This is a genomic window from Mesotoga sp. UBA5847 (assembly GCF_002432735.1).
Taxonomy (GTDB): Bacteria; Thermotogota; Thermotogae; order Petrotogales; family Kosmotogaceae; genus Mesotoga.
The window spans coordinates 12,526-29,786 of record NZ_DJGL01000027.1 but is presented as its reverse complement, the minus strand read 5'-3'; the positions used below and the strand labels follow the sequence as shown (position 1 = coordinate 29,786).

Genomic DNA, 17,261 nt, shown 5'->3' with positions numbered 1-17,261 from the left:
GATCCCTCATTCTACTATTTTGCATCTTCTGCCTCTTCATCTAAGGAAGAATCTGAACCCGTAGAAGCAGTCGACGGCTTCTACAGTGAATGTGAGGAAGAAGAGGAGTACAGCGTATTCATAAGCGCCTTTACCTCCGCTCCCTTGGATGATGTGAAAGTTAAGGCGATGAAGGTCTTCGCAAGCACCGTAAACACTCTCAGCAAAGGAGACATCTACGTCAGGATCTTTCATACTAATAACCGTAGTTCCAAAGAACTTCTTTCCGGTGTAATCAACGGAACGGAATTGATGGCATTTGATTGTAACCTGTGCACGATATCTGACTCTCTGTTTCTGCCCGAACTCTCGATTTTCACAGCCGCTTATCTCTTTGGGGACCTGGAACACATGGACAGGGCAACGGATAGTGAAATCATGGCAGAGATTTTCGACAGAGTTGCTGCCACGGGAATAAGAGTCCTCGATAACTGGTATTGTGGAAGCCATCAGCTCTTTCTGAACCAAACCATAGGAAGTATGGAAGAGTCTTCAGCACTTGCGGGGCTGAAACTCTGCTCAAGCTGTTACCCCGGATCATATGACGCCTGCAAAGCTCTTGGTGCAACTCCCGTCTATATGGGTCAGAACACTTTAAAGGAAGCAATGAGCTGTGGTGCGGTTCAGGGTGCTGAGATGCTTCTTGAATGCATTACAGCTGAAGAATGCATCGATTCGATAAAGACCGTAATACTCACCGGACATCAGATAGAATCGATCAACCCGGTAATTAGCGAGGCTACATGGAGGATGCTGAACGACAAGCAGAAGAACTGGATTCTGGAGGCGCTGCACATAGCGAGATCATACATGGAAACGGAAGTTCTTGCACGTGAAGCCAAGATAATCGGAGAACTCGCCCAGAAATACGGTGTCCAGGTCTTGGTACCATGTAAGGCCGGGTTGCTACAACAGGCGGCAACCTACTATTCCCAGAATCGTTTCTCTGCCGTGTGGGGTGAAGATACATACGTCCGAATACATGCAGCCTCGGAAGGGATGTAACTCAGCAATCAATGAAGAGGATACTCTGCAGATTCGAGATACCTCTCTAGAGTAGTTTTACTATCTGATCAAGCTGCCCTTCACTCGTTTTGAACGTTTGAGGGGCAGTAATTTAATACGACCAAGCAAAGACATCCGAAAGATTCCAGTCATGGAAAAGAGATCATGAAAGCGTTCGCTTGTCCGGGATATAAGATCACTACTGGTTTATTAACCTTTGCTCTCGTTTCACCTTGCAATCGTGAAGTACATAATCAGTCCCACAACCGCCGTGATACCTAATAATTATAAGGAATAATCGAAAATCCAAACATTCTCACCTCCATCGAATTCATATGCTGCTAAGTATTCTACTCTCTTTCATTCCAAAGCTTTCCTGCTATTCAACAGTTCTTCATATTGGGGCCAGATCTCTTCAAGTCTTTCAGAAGGAGTCTGTCGGATCAATCTCGATTCAAATTTCAAAGATTCCCTTTCCACTCCAAGCATCTGCCAAAACTCTCTCTTGAACTGCACGAAGTCAAACTTCTCGCCAAGCATTTTTCTTGCGATATCTTCATAATGCAGAAAGTCGAGATACTTCGTGTTGAACAAATGTGTCTCTTCGCCTTCTTCAACGTCTATTTCTTCACCAAGGAAAAGAGCCTTCAGATACTCTAGATTGCTTCTTATAAGATTCCCAGCGACGATGCCAGAGTGTCCGGAAATAACTGTCTGACATGACGATTCAAGTATAGTCTTCAAACTCTCCATGAACGTGATCAGATCGTTCCAAAGAGTAAGTGGCAGAGGATCTTCCACAAGATCTCCCAAGAAGACCACCGACTCTCTTCTATCCAGACATATTGAAGAACACAGCGTATGCCCGGGCATATAACGAAACTCTATGTCGTCATCTTCAAAGACTAGTCTATCGCTGAAGGTAATGCCGGGAAGTCTTTTCAAAACTTCTCCGTCTTGAAATCTCTCTAGATTTTCGAAATCGTAATCCCATCTCTCTTCCATTCTTCTCCTAGCAAATTCATGAGCCACGATTTCGCACCCTTCGAATGCTCCGTTTCCCCAGATGTGGTCATAATCCGAATGTGAGTTGAAGATTACAAGATCCTTTCTGGGAGTCTCCTGGATGTAGTTCTTGACAACACTCATGGATCTGTTCCCCAGAAACGTGTCACACAAATAGAATCGATATCTGCCTTCTATCAAGTAAACAGATGTCTCTCCAGTCATCGGGGAGTCTCCGTCCTGAAAGGTAAACAAAACTCCCCTGCTGCCAATCTGCTGGATCTTCAAAGCTCTACCCTCCTTTATTCTGCAACCGCAAAGACTCGCGCTACAGAGGAGTCGGCATGGATCTTAAGGGGAATCGCAAAGACTTTGATATGCTCATAGTTCGCGATTCTTTCAAACCCCGTGAGGTTTTCTGCGATCAAACAGCCTCCATTGAATAGAATTCTGTGAATATCGAAGGGATACCTGTCAGGAGAGGATGAATCGAAACCAACAAGCCGGGTTCTCCGCTTAACCAGAAACTCGGCGAGCTCCATCGTCAGATAGGGGTTGTTGACGAAATAATCCTCACTTCCAAAAAACACGTCACGGCCCGTCCAGAACAAGACTATCGCCTCCAGAGGTACTTCTTTTTCATACTCCGACTTCATTCTTATCTCCGTTTCGCCCCTCACGTCCAGTAAAATACCTTTTCCGATGAAGCTGCCGATATCAATCTCGTCAATATATGTGTCAGACTCTGTCAAATGCATGGGTCCGTCAATGTGCGTTCCCGAGTGCATACTTATTCTCAGCCTGTGATTGTTGAACCCATCTTTTGCCAGATCCCTGGATCTGATCAACTCAGTCTCTTCATCGCCTGGATAGACAGCCTGGCCGTGTTCAATTGCTCTTGAAAGATCGAAGAATTTCTCCACAGTCCTCACCTCTCGAACTACATGCTAGTATGAGAATATCACATCTCAGGCCGGTTGCAGATCAAGAATCAGGTGGGGATGTCGAGAGAGTAATGCTGAGCATATCGGAATATTTGAAATCGATAGATTATATGATATGATTAATACGTTCGAAAACATTGAGAGGAGGGACACCAATGAGAAAAGGAATTGCCTTAATGCTGTTGCTTCTTCTTGTTTCGGTTTTTGCCGTTGCGGATATCGCTACCTCGGTTGATCTAGCACAAGAGATAGCCAACACTGCAAACGAACAGATTGAGTCGCTGATTGAAGTGGCGGTAGAGAAGTCCGAGAAATTCACGGTGCTTTATACTGAAAGAGGCATGTCACAAAACGCATATGAAACCCTAATAGACAATCTAGGCAATGAACTCGCCAGTAAGGCTCTGAGAATTTCTCAGGATGCGATAGCGAGAATCGAAGAGCTTGGTTGCAAAGCCATCTGTTACTATGTACCGGTGAAGCTCGGCTACAAGGTCTTTCTAATAGATCCGATACTGATTATCGACGACTAATCAAGTCATGCGAGTTAAAGTGAGCTTTAGATGCCGTAGTCATCTACGGCATTTTTTCGTTTTAGGCAAACTATGCGTCTTTTGTGATACACTGTACTAGATTATAGTTTTTATTGTGATGCTCTTTTTGGGGGAATGAATGGAAGGGTTCAAAGTCTGCAAATCTAACGAAGCGATCGAAACGGTTGTCCAAAAAAACTCTTCTCTGTCTCTTCTGGCTCACGGCGACGGAGTAGAGATTTCAGTTTATGAACTCAAGTCGGGAGTCGTCACTTTTCTGGATACCTTTGCGGGTGGAGATCTTCTTGAATTCTATTATGTGATCGAAGGAAAGATTTCCTGCAACTCCTCCGATGAAGAAGTTCATCTTGGCCATGGCGACTACTTCTACGCCCACAATCTTAAGGCTCCAATTGAGCTGAAACCCCAAACGGATGTCAAGCTTCTGCATATTTCTTCAAGACCTTTGTTCAAGCACATCAGCAAGAATATCTCGGTGATGAAGAGTATTCTTTCTCAAGTTGAGATAAAGGACTCATACACCCACGGACATGGGAAAAGAGTCAGAGATGTATCGCTTGCCATAGCAAGAAAGCTAGGCGTCCCTCCAGAGAAGCAAGAGAACATAGCGATGGGAGCCCTTTTCCACGACATCGGAAAGATCAAAATCGAGGACTCGATACTGAAGAAACCCTCAAGATTAACCAAAGAGGAGTTCGAGAGAATTAAGCTTCACCCGGTGTTTGGCTGTCAGATGGTAAAAAACAGCTTTCTAGAAGATACTCACGACATCATCAGACATCATCACGAACGCGTAAATGGCTCCGGATATCCCGACGGATTGAAGGGAGATGAAATATCGCTGGAGGCCAGAATAGTAGCTGTAGCCGACTCATTTGACGCAATGACGTCGCGAAGACCGTACAGAGATGCAATGAGCTGCAAGGGTGCTCTTGAGGAACTGAAGTCCCAGGCGGGCACCCAATATGATCCCGAGATTGTGAGCGCTCTTGAGAGCTGCATTCGGGAAGGACTTGTTTAGTCTAATATCTTGCGTATTGAACGATCCCGTAATAGCCGATAACTACCTCAATTTCCCACCTACCTGATGTAAGAAAGAGCCATCATTATTAAAGATTCGGTAGCTTCATCTTCCTCAAAAGGCAGAGGCCTCAAATGGTGTTACTGATATAATTCAGTAGAGGTGATCAGTATGGGAGCGTTTTCGATCGTTGTTACAATAAGTGACAGGAAACTCCTCAAGTCTGTAGAGATGGCCGGGGCTTCGGCGATAAGAATAAACTCATCACATGTGACTCTTGAGGACCTCCAGAAGTTCGTGTCTTACTACGAGGAAAACTGCTCGCTTCCATTGTATATTGATCTCCAGGGAGCAAAGCTTAGACTATCGCGCAGCCAGCGGGTAATCGAACTAAAGGCCGGAGAACAGGTGATTCTGGGTAGTAAATGTTCGGAACTCAGGGGTATACTGATAGACCCGAGATCTTTGTCATATCTCTCCCCGGGGATTAAAGTCTCCATAGAAGATGGCAGAATAGAACTCCAGGTGCTAAAGACGGAAGCCGATTGCGCAAGAGCTATGGTCCTGAGAGGAGGAACAATAAGACCTTCCAAAGGAATGAACATCTCGCCGCACCCCATAAATCAGATCGAGCTTTCATCGAGAGACATAGAAATTGTGCTGACTACTAAGAAATATGACTTCATAAGATACGCTCTTTCATTCGTCTCAAGTCCAAGTGAAGTAATCGAACTGAAGGATCTTTCCGGAAGAGCTGTGGCATCGAAGATCGAAAGGGAGCTACCCTTCTCGAAAATCGAGGAAATCTCCGCTTCAAGCGACGAGCTCTGGTTATGCCGTGGAGATCTCGGAGCGCAGCTGGGGCCGAGAGGGCTTGTAGACTTCTATGACTATTTTTCGGCAAATATTAATGATCTTTACAAGCCGGTTCTGATGGCAGGGGAGGTTCTGGAGCACATGGTAGAACACCCTTTCGCTACGAGGAGTGAACTGTGCCACTTAAAGGACGTTCAGAGAAAGGGGTTTTCAGGTGTCGTCCTCTCGAATGAAACTGCTTACGGTTCCTTCCCTATTGAGACAATTAAGACCGTTCTGGAGGTTACTTCGGATGAATGAGATAATATTGGACATCGCCAACTCGCTGGCTTTACCAAGATGGAAAGTAGAAAACGCAGTCGAACTGCTCGAAGAAGGGAAGACGATTCCATTTATCGCTAGATACAGAAAGGAAAAGACTGGAGAGTTAAATGAGATACAGTTAAGAGAGATTTCCGATGCTCTCGAGTATTCGAAAAAACTGAGTTCCAGAAAAGATGAGGTTCTTAGGATAATCGAGGAAAAAGGCAAGCTTACTGATGAGCTGGAAGCAAGCATCAAAGGAGCAAAGAATCTTCAGTTAGTTGAGGACCTCTATCTTCCCTTCAAATCAAAGAAGAAGACCAGAGCCGACAAGGCAAGGGAGAAAGGGCTCCAGCCTCTAGCGGATTTCCTTAAATCTTCGAGAATCAAAGATGAGGTTTTTGTCTTCACTTTCATAAATGCAGAACAGGAAATCCTCAAGCTCGAAGATGCACTCGAAGGAGCCAGAGATATACTTGCCGAAGAATTCTCTCAGGAAGTGGCAGTAAGAGAAAAGCTAAGAAGTCTACTTAAGGAGAAGGGGATAATCAAGAGCTCCCGAACGGAAAAGGAGGATGAGCGTGAAGTCTACAGAGATTACTACGACTTCTCTCAGCCAATATCAAGACTGGTAGCCCATCAAATTCTCGCTCTTTTCAGAGGAGAGCGTGAGGAGATTATTTCGCTGAAACTGGAGCTCCCGTACGATATCCTTCCAACTTTGAGAGATCTCTTGGGATGGAGAGACTATCTCGCCTACTATGAAGAGTTGATTGAGGCTTCGGTCGATTCCTTCTCCAGACTTCTCATGCCCTCGATAGAAAGAGAAGTGAGAAATCTGATAAGAGAAGAAGCAGAAAGCAGGGCAATCCATGTATTTGCCAGAAATCTGAGAGACCTGTTTCTTCAGCCTCCTCTCGGCGAGAAGGTGGTAATGGGTGTTGACCCCGGTTATAGGACCGGGTGCAAGCTTGCAGTCATCGGAAAGGACGGTTCCCTTCTTTATCATGACGTGATCTTTCCCACCCCTCCAAAGAATGACTACGTCGGTTCATCGATGAAAGTTGTTCAGGCGATAAACACGTTGAATGTCGAGCTTATATCTATAGGTAATGGCACGGGGTCAAGGGAAACCGAACTCTTCGTGAGCAGGCTGATTAGAGAACACAATCTTCCTGTCAAGTATATGATAGTCACCGAGTCGGGCGCATCTGTCTATTCGGCTTCAAAAGTCGCAATTGAGGAATTCCCGGATGAGGACGTAACAACAAGGGGGGCTATATCGATCGCCCGAAGAGTTCAAGATCCCCTCGCCGAATATGTGAAGATTTCGCCTGAAGCTATTGGAGTAGGTATGTATCAGCACGATGTAAATCAGTCAGAACTGAAGAGGACCCTCGACAGAGAGGTCGAGTCCGTTGTCAATCTTGTAGGAGTCAATCTCAACACTGCATCGGAGCACTTATTGAAATACATTTCCGGTCTGAACTCACGGGCCGCTCTGAATATCGTCAAATACAGGGCGGAGAACGGTTCTTTCAAGAACAGGAAGGAGCTCCTGGAAGTCTCCGGTCTGGGTCCAAAGGCCTTCGAGCAGGCGGCGGGATTCTGCAGAATAATCAATGGATCCGAAGCTCTTGACGGAACCTCTGTCCATCCAGAGAGCTACGAGATCGCCAGATTCATCCTTGAAAGCGTAGAGTTGCTCCCGGAAGAGCTCTTCGACAGAAAAGATGAGATTACTGAATTGCTTGATCAAATCGATCCCGAAGCTCTGGCAAGGGAAAACAGTTTTAACCAGATCACTGTGAGAGAAGTAATAGGGATGCTGAAAAAGCCCGGTTTAGACCCAAGAGAGGAGCTGGAGAAACCGATTCTGAGGACCGACGTGCTTTCGATGGAAGACCTGTCTAAAGACATGGAACTTGAAGGAACCGTCCGCAACGTCGTAGATTTCGGCGCCTTCGTAGACATTGGAGTCAAACAGGACGGTCTGATTCACAAAAGCAAGATGGGAAGAAGAGTTAGGGATCCACTTGAAGTCTTGAGCGTCGGCCAGATCGTGAAAGTTAGAGTGCTTGAAGTTGACACCAAGAGAATGAGGATTGGATTGGAGTTGCTTTCCGGCAGCAACGAATCTCGAAGTTAGGCAATTCGTGAAATCGTTGGACACAACTCAATCGATATAGGGACTCTTGACCCTAAGCAACTGTTCGAAGATCGACCGAGTATGCTTACTCGGTACCCTTGCGGAGCGCTCGTCCTACTGTCTTTCGCCGAAGATTATCGTGCCAAGTCTCACCATATTGGATCCTTCCTCAATCGCAACCTTGTATGAGCCGGACATCCCCATAGAAAGGTAACGCATCTGAACTCTCTCGATCTTCTGCATGGAGATCTCTTCAAACAACTCTCTAGTTAGTCTTAAGTAAGGTCTGATTTCTTCCTGATCATCGGTTAACGGCCCCATAGTCATCAGACCGACTACAGAAATATTCTCGAGGGATGAAATCGATTCAATAAGTTCAAAGACATTCTCGGGAAAGACCCCGGCCTTTTTTTCCTCCCTGCCGCTGTTAACTTCTATCATTATCGGCATTCTCCTGTTTATGAAAGCGCATCGCTTATCTATTTCCTCGGCCAGTTTCAGGGAATCCACAGTCTGGATCAGGTCAAATATCTCAACGGCCTTCTTGACTTTGTTTCGCTGCAGGTGACCTATACAGTGCCATCTGGCTTTGCTGCCGATCACCTCAAATTTCTCTTGAGCCTCCTGAACGTAGTTCTCACCGACATCCCTCAAACCGCTATCCAGAAGCTCTAGAATCTCTGAAGCAGTCCTCGTTTTCGATGCGGCTACGATGGTCACATAATCAGGTACTTCTCTTCTCAGTCTTTTCACGTTATCAACAATCATCTTCAGACCTCCCTCTTAGTAAATTATATTGCATCGAATTCCATTGTGTTTGAGCGAAGACGAAAATCGTGATATTATTCAAATTGCCGGGGTGAATACTTAGTAGGAAAGGATGTTATGAGTAGGGGCATCGCCTGGTTATTGGTTGTATTGATTTCGGTGGCTGCAATCGTTAATCTCGCAACAACCGTTTTTAAGTCAAACAAGCTCTTGGAAGAGATTTCGAAAGTTCGCACCGACCTTTTTACTCTCAGATCGAGAGTTGCATCTCTTGATTCCGTTGTTAACGATATTCGAAACCAAATCGAGAAATCCGACGACATTATCAAGTCGGTGCACTTCACCAGACCTACAACTTCTCTTGAAAAAGTTGTACTTAAGGCCTCTGTAACTCTTTCTGAATTCACAGAAGGAAGTAAACTATTTCTGAATGTAATCGATGAAGATGCAGAGGTACGTTCTTATGGACTCAAATCGGAGAACGGTGTCTTCACTGCCTTGATCGAGCTGTTGCCTGAAGAGACCTATTACTGTCAGGTTAGAGTAAGAGATGGCGACAAAGAGACATTGAGCAAAAAAATTGCCATTTCTCTCGATCTATACAACATTCAGCACTATCAATTGCTTGGACACTCATGGCTTCTTGAAACAGACAAGATCCACTACTCAATTGATCTGTACACACAGTATTGTAGAGATGAAGAACTTAGAATTTCTGAAGCGGTGATAAAGGTTGTTGGAGGAGAGGATTCGAGAGAGACTCTCTTCCTACCATTAGACAATAATTCGCAGGAATTAGCAAAAACAGTCTACTACGAGGCCGATAGAGACGCATCGCTCACTTTTGTAGCAGAAATAGCCTATAGATTTGGAGAGTCGAAGACTGAAGCAGTGAAGATGAATTACCATTTCTGACAACTAGAGTCAGGACTTTTGTTTGATTATCCTCCATACTCCGATACAATCTCTAATAGTAGGTGAGTAGATTGCAAAGACGAGATTGGCTTGAACAACATAGAGCTAGAGTGCTAGAGCAACCTTCTATTGACATTGAGATAGACAAAGGAAAACTGCAGGATTTCGTATTACGGATGGTAGGTTTTCTCGAAGAGTCGAACATAGTCGCAGACTTCGGCTGCCGCTCTGCAGATTTTTGGCCTCTCCTAAGAGATATGAAACTTAGAGTCGTGGGGGTTTCCTGTAACCAAGCGGTCAGGCAGTCAATGGGAATCCGGGTTATGAATGTGGGCCTTTCCGATTTCAACTTCCTCGGTATCTTTGATGGATTCATCGCTTCTGGGATGCTTCAAAGACTCCATCCCGAGTTATGGTCAAAGACCCTTCTAAGAATCGCCAGGTCAGTTAAGACCAGCGGTGTGGGTCTAATCGTAACGGGAATCAGTGAAGAAGAAGAGGCCAAGAAGCGGCACGACATTCTTAAGAAAAGCGGACTCCCTGTAGTTGTCGGCGAGTTTCTAGATGAAGAAGGAAGATATAATTTCAAGCCCCTGAAGAGCTGGTACGATCAGTGGTTAAGAAACGCTGGCTTCTACATACTCAAGGATGAGACAATGGGAAACACTGTCTACACGCTGGTGAAGAAATAGCGAGGTTGTCAATGACCGACAGAGCACTTAGAGTCTATTACTTCGGCAACCAGTGCCCCTGGAAAGCATCAGCACTGCAGCAAGCTAGAAAGGCCGCGGCGGTTCTAGATCTTGACTTCATCGAATGCAATCTAATGTAGGAAAGCGTCGACATCCGTATTTTCTTTCCTTTCTCGGTTATTCACGGAGATCCGGAGATTGCGGGGCCGGTCTCGTCCAGTTTCAAAGTTGACGTACTGACGGGTCGGAAAATCGTGGCTCCGTTCGAGCAAGCGAAACGAACCCCCCCGGAAACAGCGATGGTATAGAACACCTTTCGAAAGAGTCTTTGAGGCACGCATGTCTTGTGTGCGCCAATGGAACCGGCGACGGTACAGAGAGCAAAATCGACTGGTACGAGCGTTCCAGGAGAAATGGAGTCGTCTTCGGCTTCGTTTCGTTTGCTGAAGGAAAACCAGTCGCTCTGGTTGAAGTTATTCCCTCGCTCAATTCCCCTTACCCAATCTCAAAGGACCAGTCCACAGCCTTCATTACCTGCGTCTACAGTTCTCCTGACTCCAGATACGACTATCGCGGGGAATTGATCGAGTCTGTCCTGGAGGAGTGCAGAAAGCTCGGGTTCAGTCGCGTAGAGGTATTATCCGGTGAAGTAAGTCCATTCCTGAACGGGCCGGCAAGCTTTTTTGTAGAAAACGGATTCAGTAATCTAGGCACGGTAGCTCGATCTGTTGTTATGCTCTCCGGAATAGACAACTTTGTGCTTTTGGCGAAAGATTTGTGACTTTTGCCGACAGTGGGATCTCCTCCAAGCCCTTCGATATAGACCTGGTTAATTCAAGCGGATAGGCAGAGTCGAGTTCTCTTTTCAACATATGATAAGTCACTCGGAAATCAGTTCTTCAAGTTCGTTCAGATCTTCATTTTCGATCGCGACCCTGATCTTGCGCAGATAGATTTCCGCTTCCTCAAGCGAGGAAGCGATATTCTTTCCGTTGAATCTAGCCATGTCGATGACCATATCCCTGTTCTGTCTTCCCAGTCTGGATGTTGAAGCGTAGCCCGGTCCGGTGTACTTCTCGAAATCACTGCCGAGATTAAGTAGAGCTCTAGAGAGAAAGTAGGCTGCCTGGCTCACCCTGCTTACGATTAAATCGTGTCTCTCCGGCGAGAGGTATTCCGGAGACGAACGCAGATCACCTATAATCTCTAAAACACGTTTCAGATCCTCTGCGGAAGCAAACTCCCCGGGAGAAAGCAGAAAGACGCGGCCATCGAACATCGACTCGTCCCAACCGGCCGGACCCTTGTGTTCGTTACCAGCCATCGGATGACCGCTAATGAACCTGATTTTTCTCTTTCTGGCGATCAACTGGAAGGGCTGCATAACGCTTGCAACATCTAATACGGTCTCTTCGAAGGCAACTGATTGTAGCAGTTGAGCTTCTGAACCCATGGGAACAGCCAAGATTGTTAGATCCGCACTCTCACAGATTTTGAGGGATATCGAAATGTCTCGATGCTTTCTTTTCAGAGCCTCGGTTGTGCATACACTTTCATCAAAAACCGTAACTTCGTGGCCGCACTTCGAGAGCCTTATCGCGATCGAACCCCCAATCGAACCGGCGCCGATAATCTGTATTTTCATTTGTTCGAGTCACCAATCTCCACCTGATCTGGGCGCAAGTTCCTCGCCCGACGCAAATATACGAAATTCTTCGTCTTTGACTCGCAGTGAATCAGCACCCTGATTATCCCACCACCCGAATTCTCGAAAGAGGCTTCATAGAGGCACAGCAACGCGACATCACTCTGGTTAAATGCCTTCCTGAAGGCAGTCGCCGGATTGTACGAAGTTATATCGCTTGTAACGGTAAATATCACGGAGTGCAGTTCACCGATCTCGTTCCTTCTGAAAATCTCCTCCATTAGTTCTATAACACAACTTCCGATCTCTTCGGGATTATCTGACTCTATAGATGTTGCACCCCTAATAGCCTTCATTCAACCGCCTCCCGATCCGAAGACGAGTGTAGATTTGAAACCGCATATTCTATGGCCAGCAGGTATCCCTGCAGTCCAAGTCCCGCGATTGTGCCTTTGCATACGGGGGAAATCACTGAGCGGCTTCTGAACTCTTCTCTAGCGAAGATGTTTGAAATATGCACTTCGATCTTTAGACCCTTGAAAAGCTCAAGAGCATCTCTAAGCGAGTAGCTGTAATGAGTTAGAGCACCTGCATTTATTACGACTGCATCATAGTCTATACGCTGGATTCTATCGACTAGATCTCCTTCGTGGTTAGACTGGAAGAGATCGGCCACCACCCCTTTCTCTAGGCATTTCCTTTCTATTGCCTCGCGCAGTTCGTCGTAGGTGAAACCGCCGTAGATACTCTTCTCCCTCGAGCCGAGCATATTAAGGTTTGGTCCATTCAATACGAGTATCTTCATACAACCACCGCCAGCAAATCATCCAGTCTTACTTTCAAGAACTCGAACTCCCCGGGTCTCTTGACCACAGGAATCTCTATCTCCGCACTCTCAGAGTCAACTGCTTTCTTGTCGTTTCTAAGCAGCCTAAGAGCCTCCTCGACAGGCAGTTGCGGAAAATCGAGGCCAACGATCTCTGAGAGCGTATCCGAGACATCTCTGTACAACAGTTCATCTATAACACCCAGCCCCGCGAAATAATGCATCTCCCGTTCCAGCCCCCAGGCCACGGCCATACCGTGTGATACTCCCGATAATGGCTCGTAGAGATGTCCTAGTGTGTGACCAAGATTCAGGACCTTCCTTAATCCTGTTTCACGAATGTCCATCGAGACTATCCTATCCTTTTGCTTCACCGCTTCTTCCAGCATCTCACTCAGCGCGGCAAGATTTCTTTCCTTCAATTTACCGCACAGCTTCTTGAACTTCTCATAGTACTGACCAGTTATAAGGAATATCTTGAAGGCCTCAACGAGGCCCTCCTCGAACCGTCCTTCGTCCATCGAAAGCGTTACAACCGGATCGATTATTGTCTCAGAAGGCATGTAGAAGTTACCGACAACGTTCTTGCACCCTTTGAAGTTCAGACCATTCTTCCCACCAATAGAAGCATCTACTTGTGCAAGCAGAGTCGTCGGATACTGAACTAAGGGGATACCGCGTTTGAATGTGGAGGAAGCGAATCCCACTAGATCCGTCACCGTTCCTCCCCCCGCGCCAACCAAGACATCGCTTCTCGAAAGCCCTCGATCCATGAGGTACTCATAGACTTGAAAGAGAGTGTGAAATCCCTTTGCTTCTTCACCGTCGTCAATGGATAGAGCCGAAGAAGGGATCCACTCGGAAAAGATCCTTTCAACTCTTCTAGACACCACCGCGTTCGGCATTCTACCTATTGACTTGAATCCTCCAGGTGATATGGACACTGGATGTGAGCTGCTATTGAGCACTTTGCTTTCTCCGGAAGCTATCTTCATGGATATCGCGGCAACGGTTTCCCACCGGGACTGACTGGAAGTTTCAACAGACGGAAACTGCTCGTATAGCTCCCTTCGCTCTTCCCAAATCCTGAAGATACTCTCCTTACCTTCCTTGAGCAGTGGTCTTCCATTGACAGTGACTCTCCTGTAAAGATCGGCCGGAGGAAGCCTAAGATAGACGGCATTCTCTCCCTTCAAGATCTGGCGGTTTTCCTTGTCCAGTATGATACCTCCTCCAGTCGATACCACAATCTCGTCCCTGTGGACGAGTTTCTTCAGAAGGTTCTTTTCCAGTCTTCTGAATTCTTCCTCGCCTTCTTTCTCAAAAATCTCACTTATGCTAGTTCCTCTAGCTCTCTCGATCTCTAAATCCATATCTATGAATTCCTTGTCTAGAACTGAAGATAGAATTCTACCTATAGTGCTTTTCCCCGAGCCCATCATTCCAATAAGGAAGACTCTCATCCGTCACCCTCCTTTTTATCGAGCGAAAATCCCCGTTTCCAAACCTCTCAAGAATCGCTTCAAGCAACAAGAGCGCAAGCATCGACTCGCCTACTACCGAAGCCGCTGGAACTGCCGTCGTATCGGCGCGCACATAAGGAGCTGCCGTTTCATTCATTTTGCTCAGGTCAACAGAAGAAATTCCCTTTCTCAACGAAGGAATCGGCTTTACGCTTGCCTCAACGACGATCTGCTCGCCATTCGATATTCCACCCTCAATACCACCGGCATTGTTTGACTTCCTCACGATCATGCCTTTCTCAACGAACAGTTTGTCGTGATACGCACTACCCCTAAGTCTCACGTCCGGATTTCCAATGAAGACTCCTTTGACAGAAGGAATCGCCATAAAGTACTCGCCGATCCTCGAATCAAGCCTTTCAAAGAGAGTCCCGTATCCTCCGGTTCCCGTCGGAACTCCATCGGCGATAACCACAAATCTCCCGCCGAGTGTATCTCCCGCTTTGATTGAATCCTCTATCTCTTCGACCATTTTTTGAGAAGCTTCCTTGTCGTGGCAGAATACCGGAGACGCATCTCTTCTTGAAATCCAGCCGCTCTCTGAGGGCAGTCCGCAACTTACATTCCCGATAGCTATTACTGAACTGCACAAAGTGATGCCCAATTCATGAAGAATCTGCGATGCAACCGATCCAACAGCCGTTGCAGCTGCTGTCCATCTCGCACTGCTTCTCTCTGCATAAACCGCGAGATCATTCAGTTTGTATCTTGTCCAGGCAGCATAATCTGAATGGCCGGGTCTCGGGATACTTCTCACACTCTTCTCTGCACTGGAAACCTTATTAGGGATCTCAATTAAGAGCGGGGCTCCAGTCGTAACTCCCCTCCACAGACCAGACCTGACTACTGCTTTATCCTGCTCGCGTTCCATCCTTTCCCCCCGACCGTAGCCCGTCTGTCTGCGTAGGAGCTGCTGGTTTATGTTATCGATCGAAAGAGAAACACCTGAGGGCAGTTCTTCAATGAGTCCAAAAACCCCGCTACCATGAGAGTCTCCGACAACTGTGAACTTCACTTCATCACTTCCCAAAACGTTTTTTCGAAGCTTTCGCCTGAAGGCACTCCCCAAATTCTGAGGTTCTCCATTGCCTGATGAAGCAACATGTGCCTTCCGTCAAGAACAGTTTTCACTTCACAGCGGCGGGAAGACTCGATCAAGGGCGTCTTCCAGTAGATGAGATCGTATACGAGGCTCTTACCGGAAAGCTCTTGAGCAGTGATCCCCGTATCCTCTCCATTCATTCCCAGAGAAGAGGCGTTTACTATGCTCTTGCTCTTTGCTGCAACTTCTCTTATGGCTTCCAAGGGAAAGACGTTGACTTCCAGATTCCCGGATACTTCGAACTCTTCTTTGATTTTCTCTGCCGTTGAAAGTGTTCTATTGACTATTTGTATGTTCTTCACGCCTACCCTTTTCAAATAGAAAATCACGGCTCTCGCCGCTCCCCCGGCTCCGATAATCATTACCGGCTCCTCTATCGGTCTCCTCTGCAGAGGCTTTCCAAAACCAATCCAGTCGGTGTTGTACCCCCTTCCTTGGAAGATGCAGTTCACTGCAAGGAGCGGAGGTTCTACTTGACAGACAATGTGCGGAACAATTCTCTCTTTGAAGGGAATCGTAACGTTGAACCCATCGAAGTGCTGAATGATCGAGACTATCTTCGTGGAAAACTCATTGGGGTCGATGTCAACTGCTTCGTAGGTTGCATCGATGTTCATGGCCTCGAAAAAACGGCTGTATATGGTTGGTGACATGCTGTGCGAAATTGGATGTCCTATTATGCATAACCTCATCGACAGACCTCCTCGAGCGTCTGGAAGAACCCGGGGAAGGACACACCAACCGCTTCTGTGTTGGTTATCTCTACTCCTTCCTCGCTCAGCAAACCCGCTATTGAAAAAAGCATCGCGATTCTGTGATCCCCATAGGAATCAACCTTGCCTCCCATTATTCTTTGAGGGCCTTCAATGCTAAAACCATCTTCATATTCATGTATCTCTACGCCAATTCTTCTGAAGTTTTGAACGGTAACGGATATCCTGTCCGACTCTTTCTTTCTCAACTCCCCGGCCCCTCTGACAGTCGTTGTGCCCTCTGCAAAAGCTCCTGCAAGCGCTATCAGCGGAAGCTCATCTATCATTGAAGGAATCAAAGCGCTTCCAACTTCCACACCTCTGAGTCGGGAAGGCCTGGCCACGATTGTGCCCACTGGTTCTGGAGAGCTCTCTTCAACCTCCAGCTCGATGTCTGCACCCATACTTATGAGAAGTCTTAGGAATCCAGTCCTCCCTCCATTCAATCCGACATTTCGAATCGTCAGCTTGCCGTTTTCATGAAGAACCGCCAGAGCTATCAGAAAGGCGGCCGAAGAGATGTCCCCGGGTATCGAAAATCGAACCGGTAGAAGCTCGCTCCTTTCCACTTCAACCCTCTTCTCATTCACACTTATTCTGGCGCCCATGGATTGAAGCAACCTCTCTGTGTGATCTCTGCTGCAGTGAGGCTCCGTAACAGTTGTGACTCCTTCTGCTTGAATGCCTGCCAGCAAGATCGCGCTCTTTACCTGAGCACTTGCCACTGAAAGAGAATGATCGTACCCATTCAGTTCTCCGCCGGCTATGCACATTGGAAGAAGCGAATCTTCTTGCCTCGCCGATATCCTTGCCCCCATCTCTTTCAGCGGGGCGATTACTCTCCTCATGGGTCTCACCGATAGGGATTCATCGCCGAAAAGGATGTGAGTTCCTCTCTTGCCCGCAAGAACTCCGGCCATCAGTCTTGCAGTAGTTCCGGAATTCCCGCAATAAAGCGGCTCAGACGACTCTTTCCACGACGCCTGAGATATTTCAAGTCTGTCGAAATCTCCGTTGAAACCTCCTCCAAGTTCGCTGATAATCCTGAAAGTCCTTAGAGTATCCTCGCTTTCAAGCAGGTTATGGACGACACTTACGCCACTGCACATCGAACACATCATTAGTGCCCTATGGGAGATTGATTTATCAGGAGGCACGGCTATTTCACCGGCAACTTTCTTTGAAGGCAGCAATCTCATTTT

19 protein-coding genes are annotated in these 17,261 nt (G+C 46.8%); 9 read left to right on the top strand and 10 right to left on the bottom strand.

What is annotated here, in order from left to right; all coding sequences use genetic code 11:
- The coding region (gene dctP / locus B3K91_RS03155) for a TRAP transporter substrate-binding protein DctP (RefSeq protein WP_292593973.1) at positions 1 to 1,044 on the top strand (1,044 nt) is incomplete at its 5' end.
- Between the two features lie 360 nt (positions 1,045 to 1,404).
- Here the strand turns inward: dctP and B3K91_RS03150 are convergent.
- Both B3K91_RS03150 and B3K91_RS03145 read right to left on the bottom strand, forming a co-directional pair.
- The gene (locus tag B3K91_RS03150) at positions 1,405 to 2,337 is read right to left on the bottom strand and encodes an MBL fold metallo-hydrolase (RefSeq protein ID WP_214060862.1); all 933 of its coding nucleotides are present in this window, start codon (positions 2,335 to 2,337) and stop codon (positions 1,405 to 1,407) included.
- A 14-nt stretch (positions 2,338 to 2,351) separates the two neighbouring features.
- Positions 2,352 to 2,972, bottom strand: a complete 621-nt coding sequence (locus B3K91_RS03145) for a cyclase family protein (protein ID WP_292593508.1) — start codon at positions 2,970 to 2,972, stop codon at positions 2,352 to 2,354.
- A 176-nt stretch (positions 2,973 to 3,148) separates the two neighbouring features.
- Here B3K91_RS03145 and B3K91_RS03140 point away from each other — a divergent pair, with 176 nt between their 5' ends.
- The 4 genes from B3K91_RS03140 (at position 3,149) to B3K91_RS03125 (ending at position 7,836) form a co-directional block, all read left to right on the top strand.
- Positions 3,149 to 3,526 (top strand): hypothetical protein, encoded by a 378-nt coding sequence (locus B3K91_RS03140; protein WP_292593509.1) that lies wholly within the window; start codon positions 3,149 to 3,151, stop codon positions 3,524 to 3,526.
- 139 nt (positions 3,527 to 3,665) lie between these two features.
- On the top strand, positions 3,666 to 4,568 hold the full coding sequence (locus B3K91_RS03135; protein WP_292593510.1) for an HD-GYP domain-containing protein: 903 nt from the start codon (positions 3,666 to 3,668) through the stop codon (positions 4,566 to 4,568).
- 171 nt (positions 4,569 to 4,739) lie between these two features.
- Entirely contained in the window at positions 4,740 to 5,684 is a 945-nt protein-coding gene (locus B3K91_RS03130) for a pyruvate kinase (RefSeq protein ID WP_099829571.1), read from the top strand.
- Positions 5,677 to 7,836, top strand: coding sequence for a Tex family protein (locus B3K91_RS03125; RefSeq protein WP_292590230.1), 2,160 nt, complete (start codon positions 5,677 to 5,679; stop codon positions 7,834 to 7,836). Before B3K91_RS03130 ends, B3K91_RS03125 begins: the two co-directional genes overlap by 8 nt.
- Positions 7,837 to 7,950: 114 nt before the next feature.
- On the opposite strand, the gene B3K91_RS03120 is transcribed toward B3K91_RS03125, so the two are convergent.
- Complete coding sequence (locus tag B3K91_RS03120) at positions 7,951 to 8,604, bottom strand: YggS family pyridoxal phosphate-dependent enzyme (RefSeq protein WP_214060857.1); 654 nt, start codon at positions 8,602 to 8,604, stop codon at positions 7,951 to 7,953.
- A gap of 117 nt (positions 8,605 to 8,721) precedes the next feature.
- On the opposite strand from B3K91_RS03120, the gene B3K91_RS03115 reads away from it, so the two are divergent.
- The 4 genes from B3K91_RS03115 (at position 8,722) to B3K91_RS03100 (ending at position 10,992) form a co-directional block, all read left to right on the top strand.
- The gene (locus tag B3K91_RS03115) at positions 8,722 to 9,519 is read left to right on the top strand and encodes a hypothetical protein (protein WP_292590231.1); all 798 of its coding nucleotides are present in this window, start codon (positions 8,722 to 8,724) and stop codon (positions 9,517 to 9,519) included.
- Between the two features lie 71 nt (positions 9,520 to 9,590).
- Entirely contained in the window at positions 9,591 to 10,211 is a 621-nt protein-coding gene (locus B3K91_RS03110) for a hypothetical protein (RefSeq protein WP_292593972.1), read from the top strand.
- 11 nt (positions 10,212 to 10,222) lie between these two features.
- Complete coding sequence (locus B3K91_RS03105) at positions 10,223 to 10,351, top strand: hypothetical protein (protein WP_292590232.1); 129 nt, start codon at positions 10,223 to 10,225, stop codon at positions 10,349 to 10,351.
- Positions 10,352 to 10,557: 206 nt separating this feature from the next.
- Positions 10,558 to 10,992, top strand: coding sequence for a hypothetical protein (locus tag B3K91_RS03100; RefSeq protein ID WP_292590233.1), 435 nt, complete (start codon positions 10,558 to 10,560; stop codon positions 10,990 to 10,992).
- Positions 10,993 to 11,091: 99 nt separating this feature from the next.
- Here the strand turns inward: B3K91_RS03100 and B3K91_RS03095 are convergent, their stop codons facing one another.
- Genes B3K91_RS03095 through aroA form a run of 7 tightly spaced genes read right to left on the bottom strand, consistent with a single transcriptional unit; the run spans position 11,092 to position 17,258 of the window.
- Positions 11,092 to 11,856 (bottom strand): prephenate dehydrogenase, encoded by a 765-nt coding sequence (locus B3K91_RS03095; protein ID WP_214061542.1) that lies wholly within the window; start codon positions 11,854 to 11,856, stop codon positions 11,092 to 11,094.
- A complete protein-coding gene (gene aroH / locus B3K91_RS03090) occupies positions 11,853 to 12,212 on the bottom strand; it encodes a chorismate mutase (protein WP_214061543.1) in 360 nt (119 codons plus the stop codon). Before aroH ends, B3K91_RS03095 begins: the two co-directional genes overlap by 4 nt.
- Positions 12,209 to 12,661 (bottom strand): type II 3-dehydroquinate dehydratase, encoded by a 453-nt coding sequence (gene aroQ / locus B3K91_RS03085; protein WP_214061544.1) that lies wholly within the window; start codon positions 12,659 to 12,661, stop codon positions 12,209 to 12,211. Before aroQ ends, aroH begins: the two co-directional genes overlap by 4 nt.
- Positions 12,658 to 14,145, bottom strand: coding sequence for a bifunctional shikimate kinase AroK/3-dehydroquinate synthase AroB (gene aroB, locus B3K91_RS03080; protein ID WP_292590234.1), 1,488 nt, complete (start codon positions 14,143 to 14,145; stop codon positions 12,658 to 12,660). Before aroB ends, aroQ begins: the two co-directional genes overlap by 4 nt.
- Positions 14,093 to 15,220, bottom strand: coding sequence for a chorismate synthase (gene aroC, locus B3K91_RS03075; RefSeq protein WP_292590235.1), 1,128 nt, complete (start codon positions 15,218 to 15,220; stop codon positions 14,093 to 14,095). The genes aroB and aroC overlap by 53 nt, the downstream gene beginning before the upstream one ends.
- Positions 15,217 to 15,999, bottom strand: a complete 783-nt coding sequence (locus B3K91_RS03070; RefSeq protein WP_214061512.1) for a shikimate dehydrogenase family protein — start codon at positions 15,997 to 15,999, stop codon at positions 15,217 to 15,219. The genes aroC and B3K91_RS03070 overlap by 4 nt, the downstream gene beginning before the upstream one ends.
- The gene (gene aroA / locus B3K91_RS03065) at positions 15,996 to 17,258 is read right to left on the bottom strand and encodes a 3-phosphoshikimate 1-carboxyvinyltransferase (protein ID WP_292590236.1); all 1,263 of its coding nucleotides are present in this window, start codon (positions 17,256 to 17,258) and stop codon (positions 15,996 to 15,998) included. The genes B3K91_RS03070 and aroA overlap by 4 nt, the downstream gene beginning before the upstream one ends.
- Positions 17,259 to 17,261: the final 3 nt, after the last annotated feature.

Bases quoted from the DNA above. Each gene is read 5' to 3' on its own strand.
- B3K91_RS03140 (WP_292593509.1), top strand. From the start codon at position 3,149: ATGAGAAAAGGAATTGCCTTAATGCTGTTGCTTCTTCTTGTTTCGGTT.
- B3K91_RS03135 (WP_292593510.1), top strand. From the start codon at position 3,666: ATGGAAGGGTTCAAAGTCTGCAAATCTAACGAAGCGATCGAAACGGTT.
- B3K91_RS03130 (WP_099829571.1), top strand. From the start codon at position 4,740: ATGGGAGCGTTTTCGATCGTTGTTACAATAAGTGACAGGAAACTCCTC.
- B3K91_RS03125 (WP_292590230.1), top strand. From the start codon at position 5,677: ATGAATGAGATAATATTGGACATCGCCAACTCGCTGGCTTTACCAAGA.
- B3K91_RS03120 (WP_214060857.1), bottom strand. From the start codon at position 8,604: ATGATTGTTGATAACGTGAAAAGACTGAGAAGAGAAGTACCTGATTAT.
- B3K91_RS03115 (WP_292590231.1), top strand. From the start codon at position 8,722: ATGAGTAGGGGCATCGCCTGGTTATTGGTTGTATTGATTTCGGTGGCT.
- B3K91_RS03105 (WP_292590232.1), top strand. From the start codon at position 10,223: ATGACCGACAGAGCACTTAGAGTCTATTACTTCGGCAACCAGTGCCCC.
- B3K91_RS03095 (WP_214061542.1), bottom strand. From the start codon at position 11,856: ATGAAAATACAGATTATCGGCGCCGGTTCGATTGGGGGTTCGATCGCG.
- aroH (WP_214061543.1), bottom strand. From the start codon at position 12,212: ATGAAGGCTATTAGGGGTGCAACATCTATAGAGTCAGATAATCCCGAA.
- aroQ (WP_214061544.1), bottom strand. From the start codon at position 12,661: ATGAAGATACTCGTATTGAATGGACCAAACCTTAATATGCTCGGCTCG.
- aroB (WP_292590234.1), bottom strand. From the start codon at position 14,145: ATGAGAGTCTTCCTTATTGGAATGATGGGCTCGGGGAAAAGCACTATA.
- B3K91_RS03070 (WP_214061512.1), bottom strand. From the start codon at position 15,999: ATGAGGTTATGCATAATAGGACATCCAATTTCGCACAGCATGTCACCA.
- aroA (WP_292590236.1), bottom strand. From the start codon at position 17,258: ATGAGATTGCTGCCTTCAAAGAAAGTTGCCGGTGAAATAGCCGTGCCT.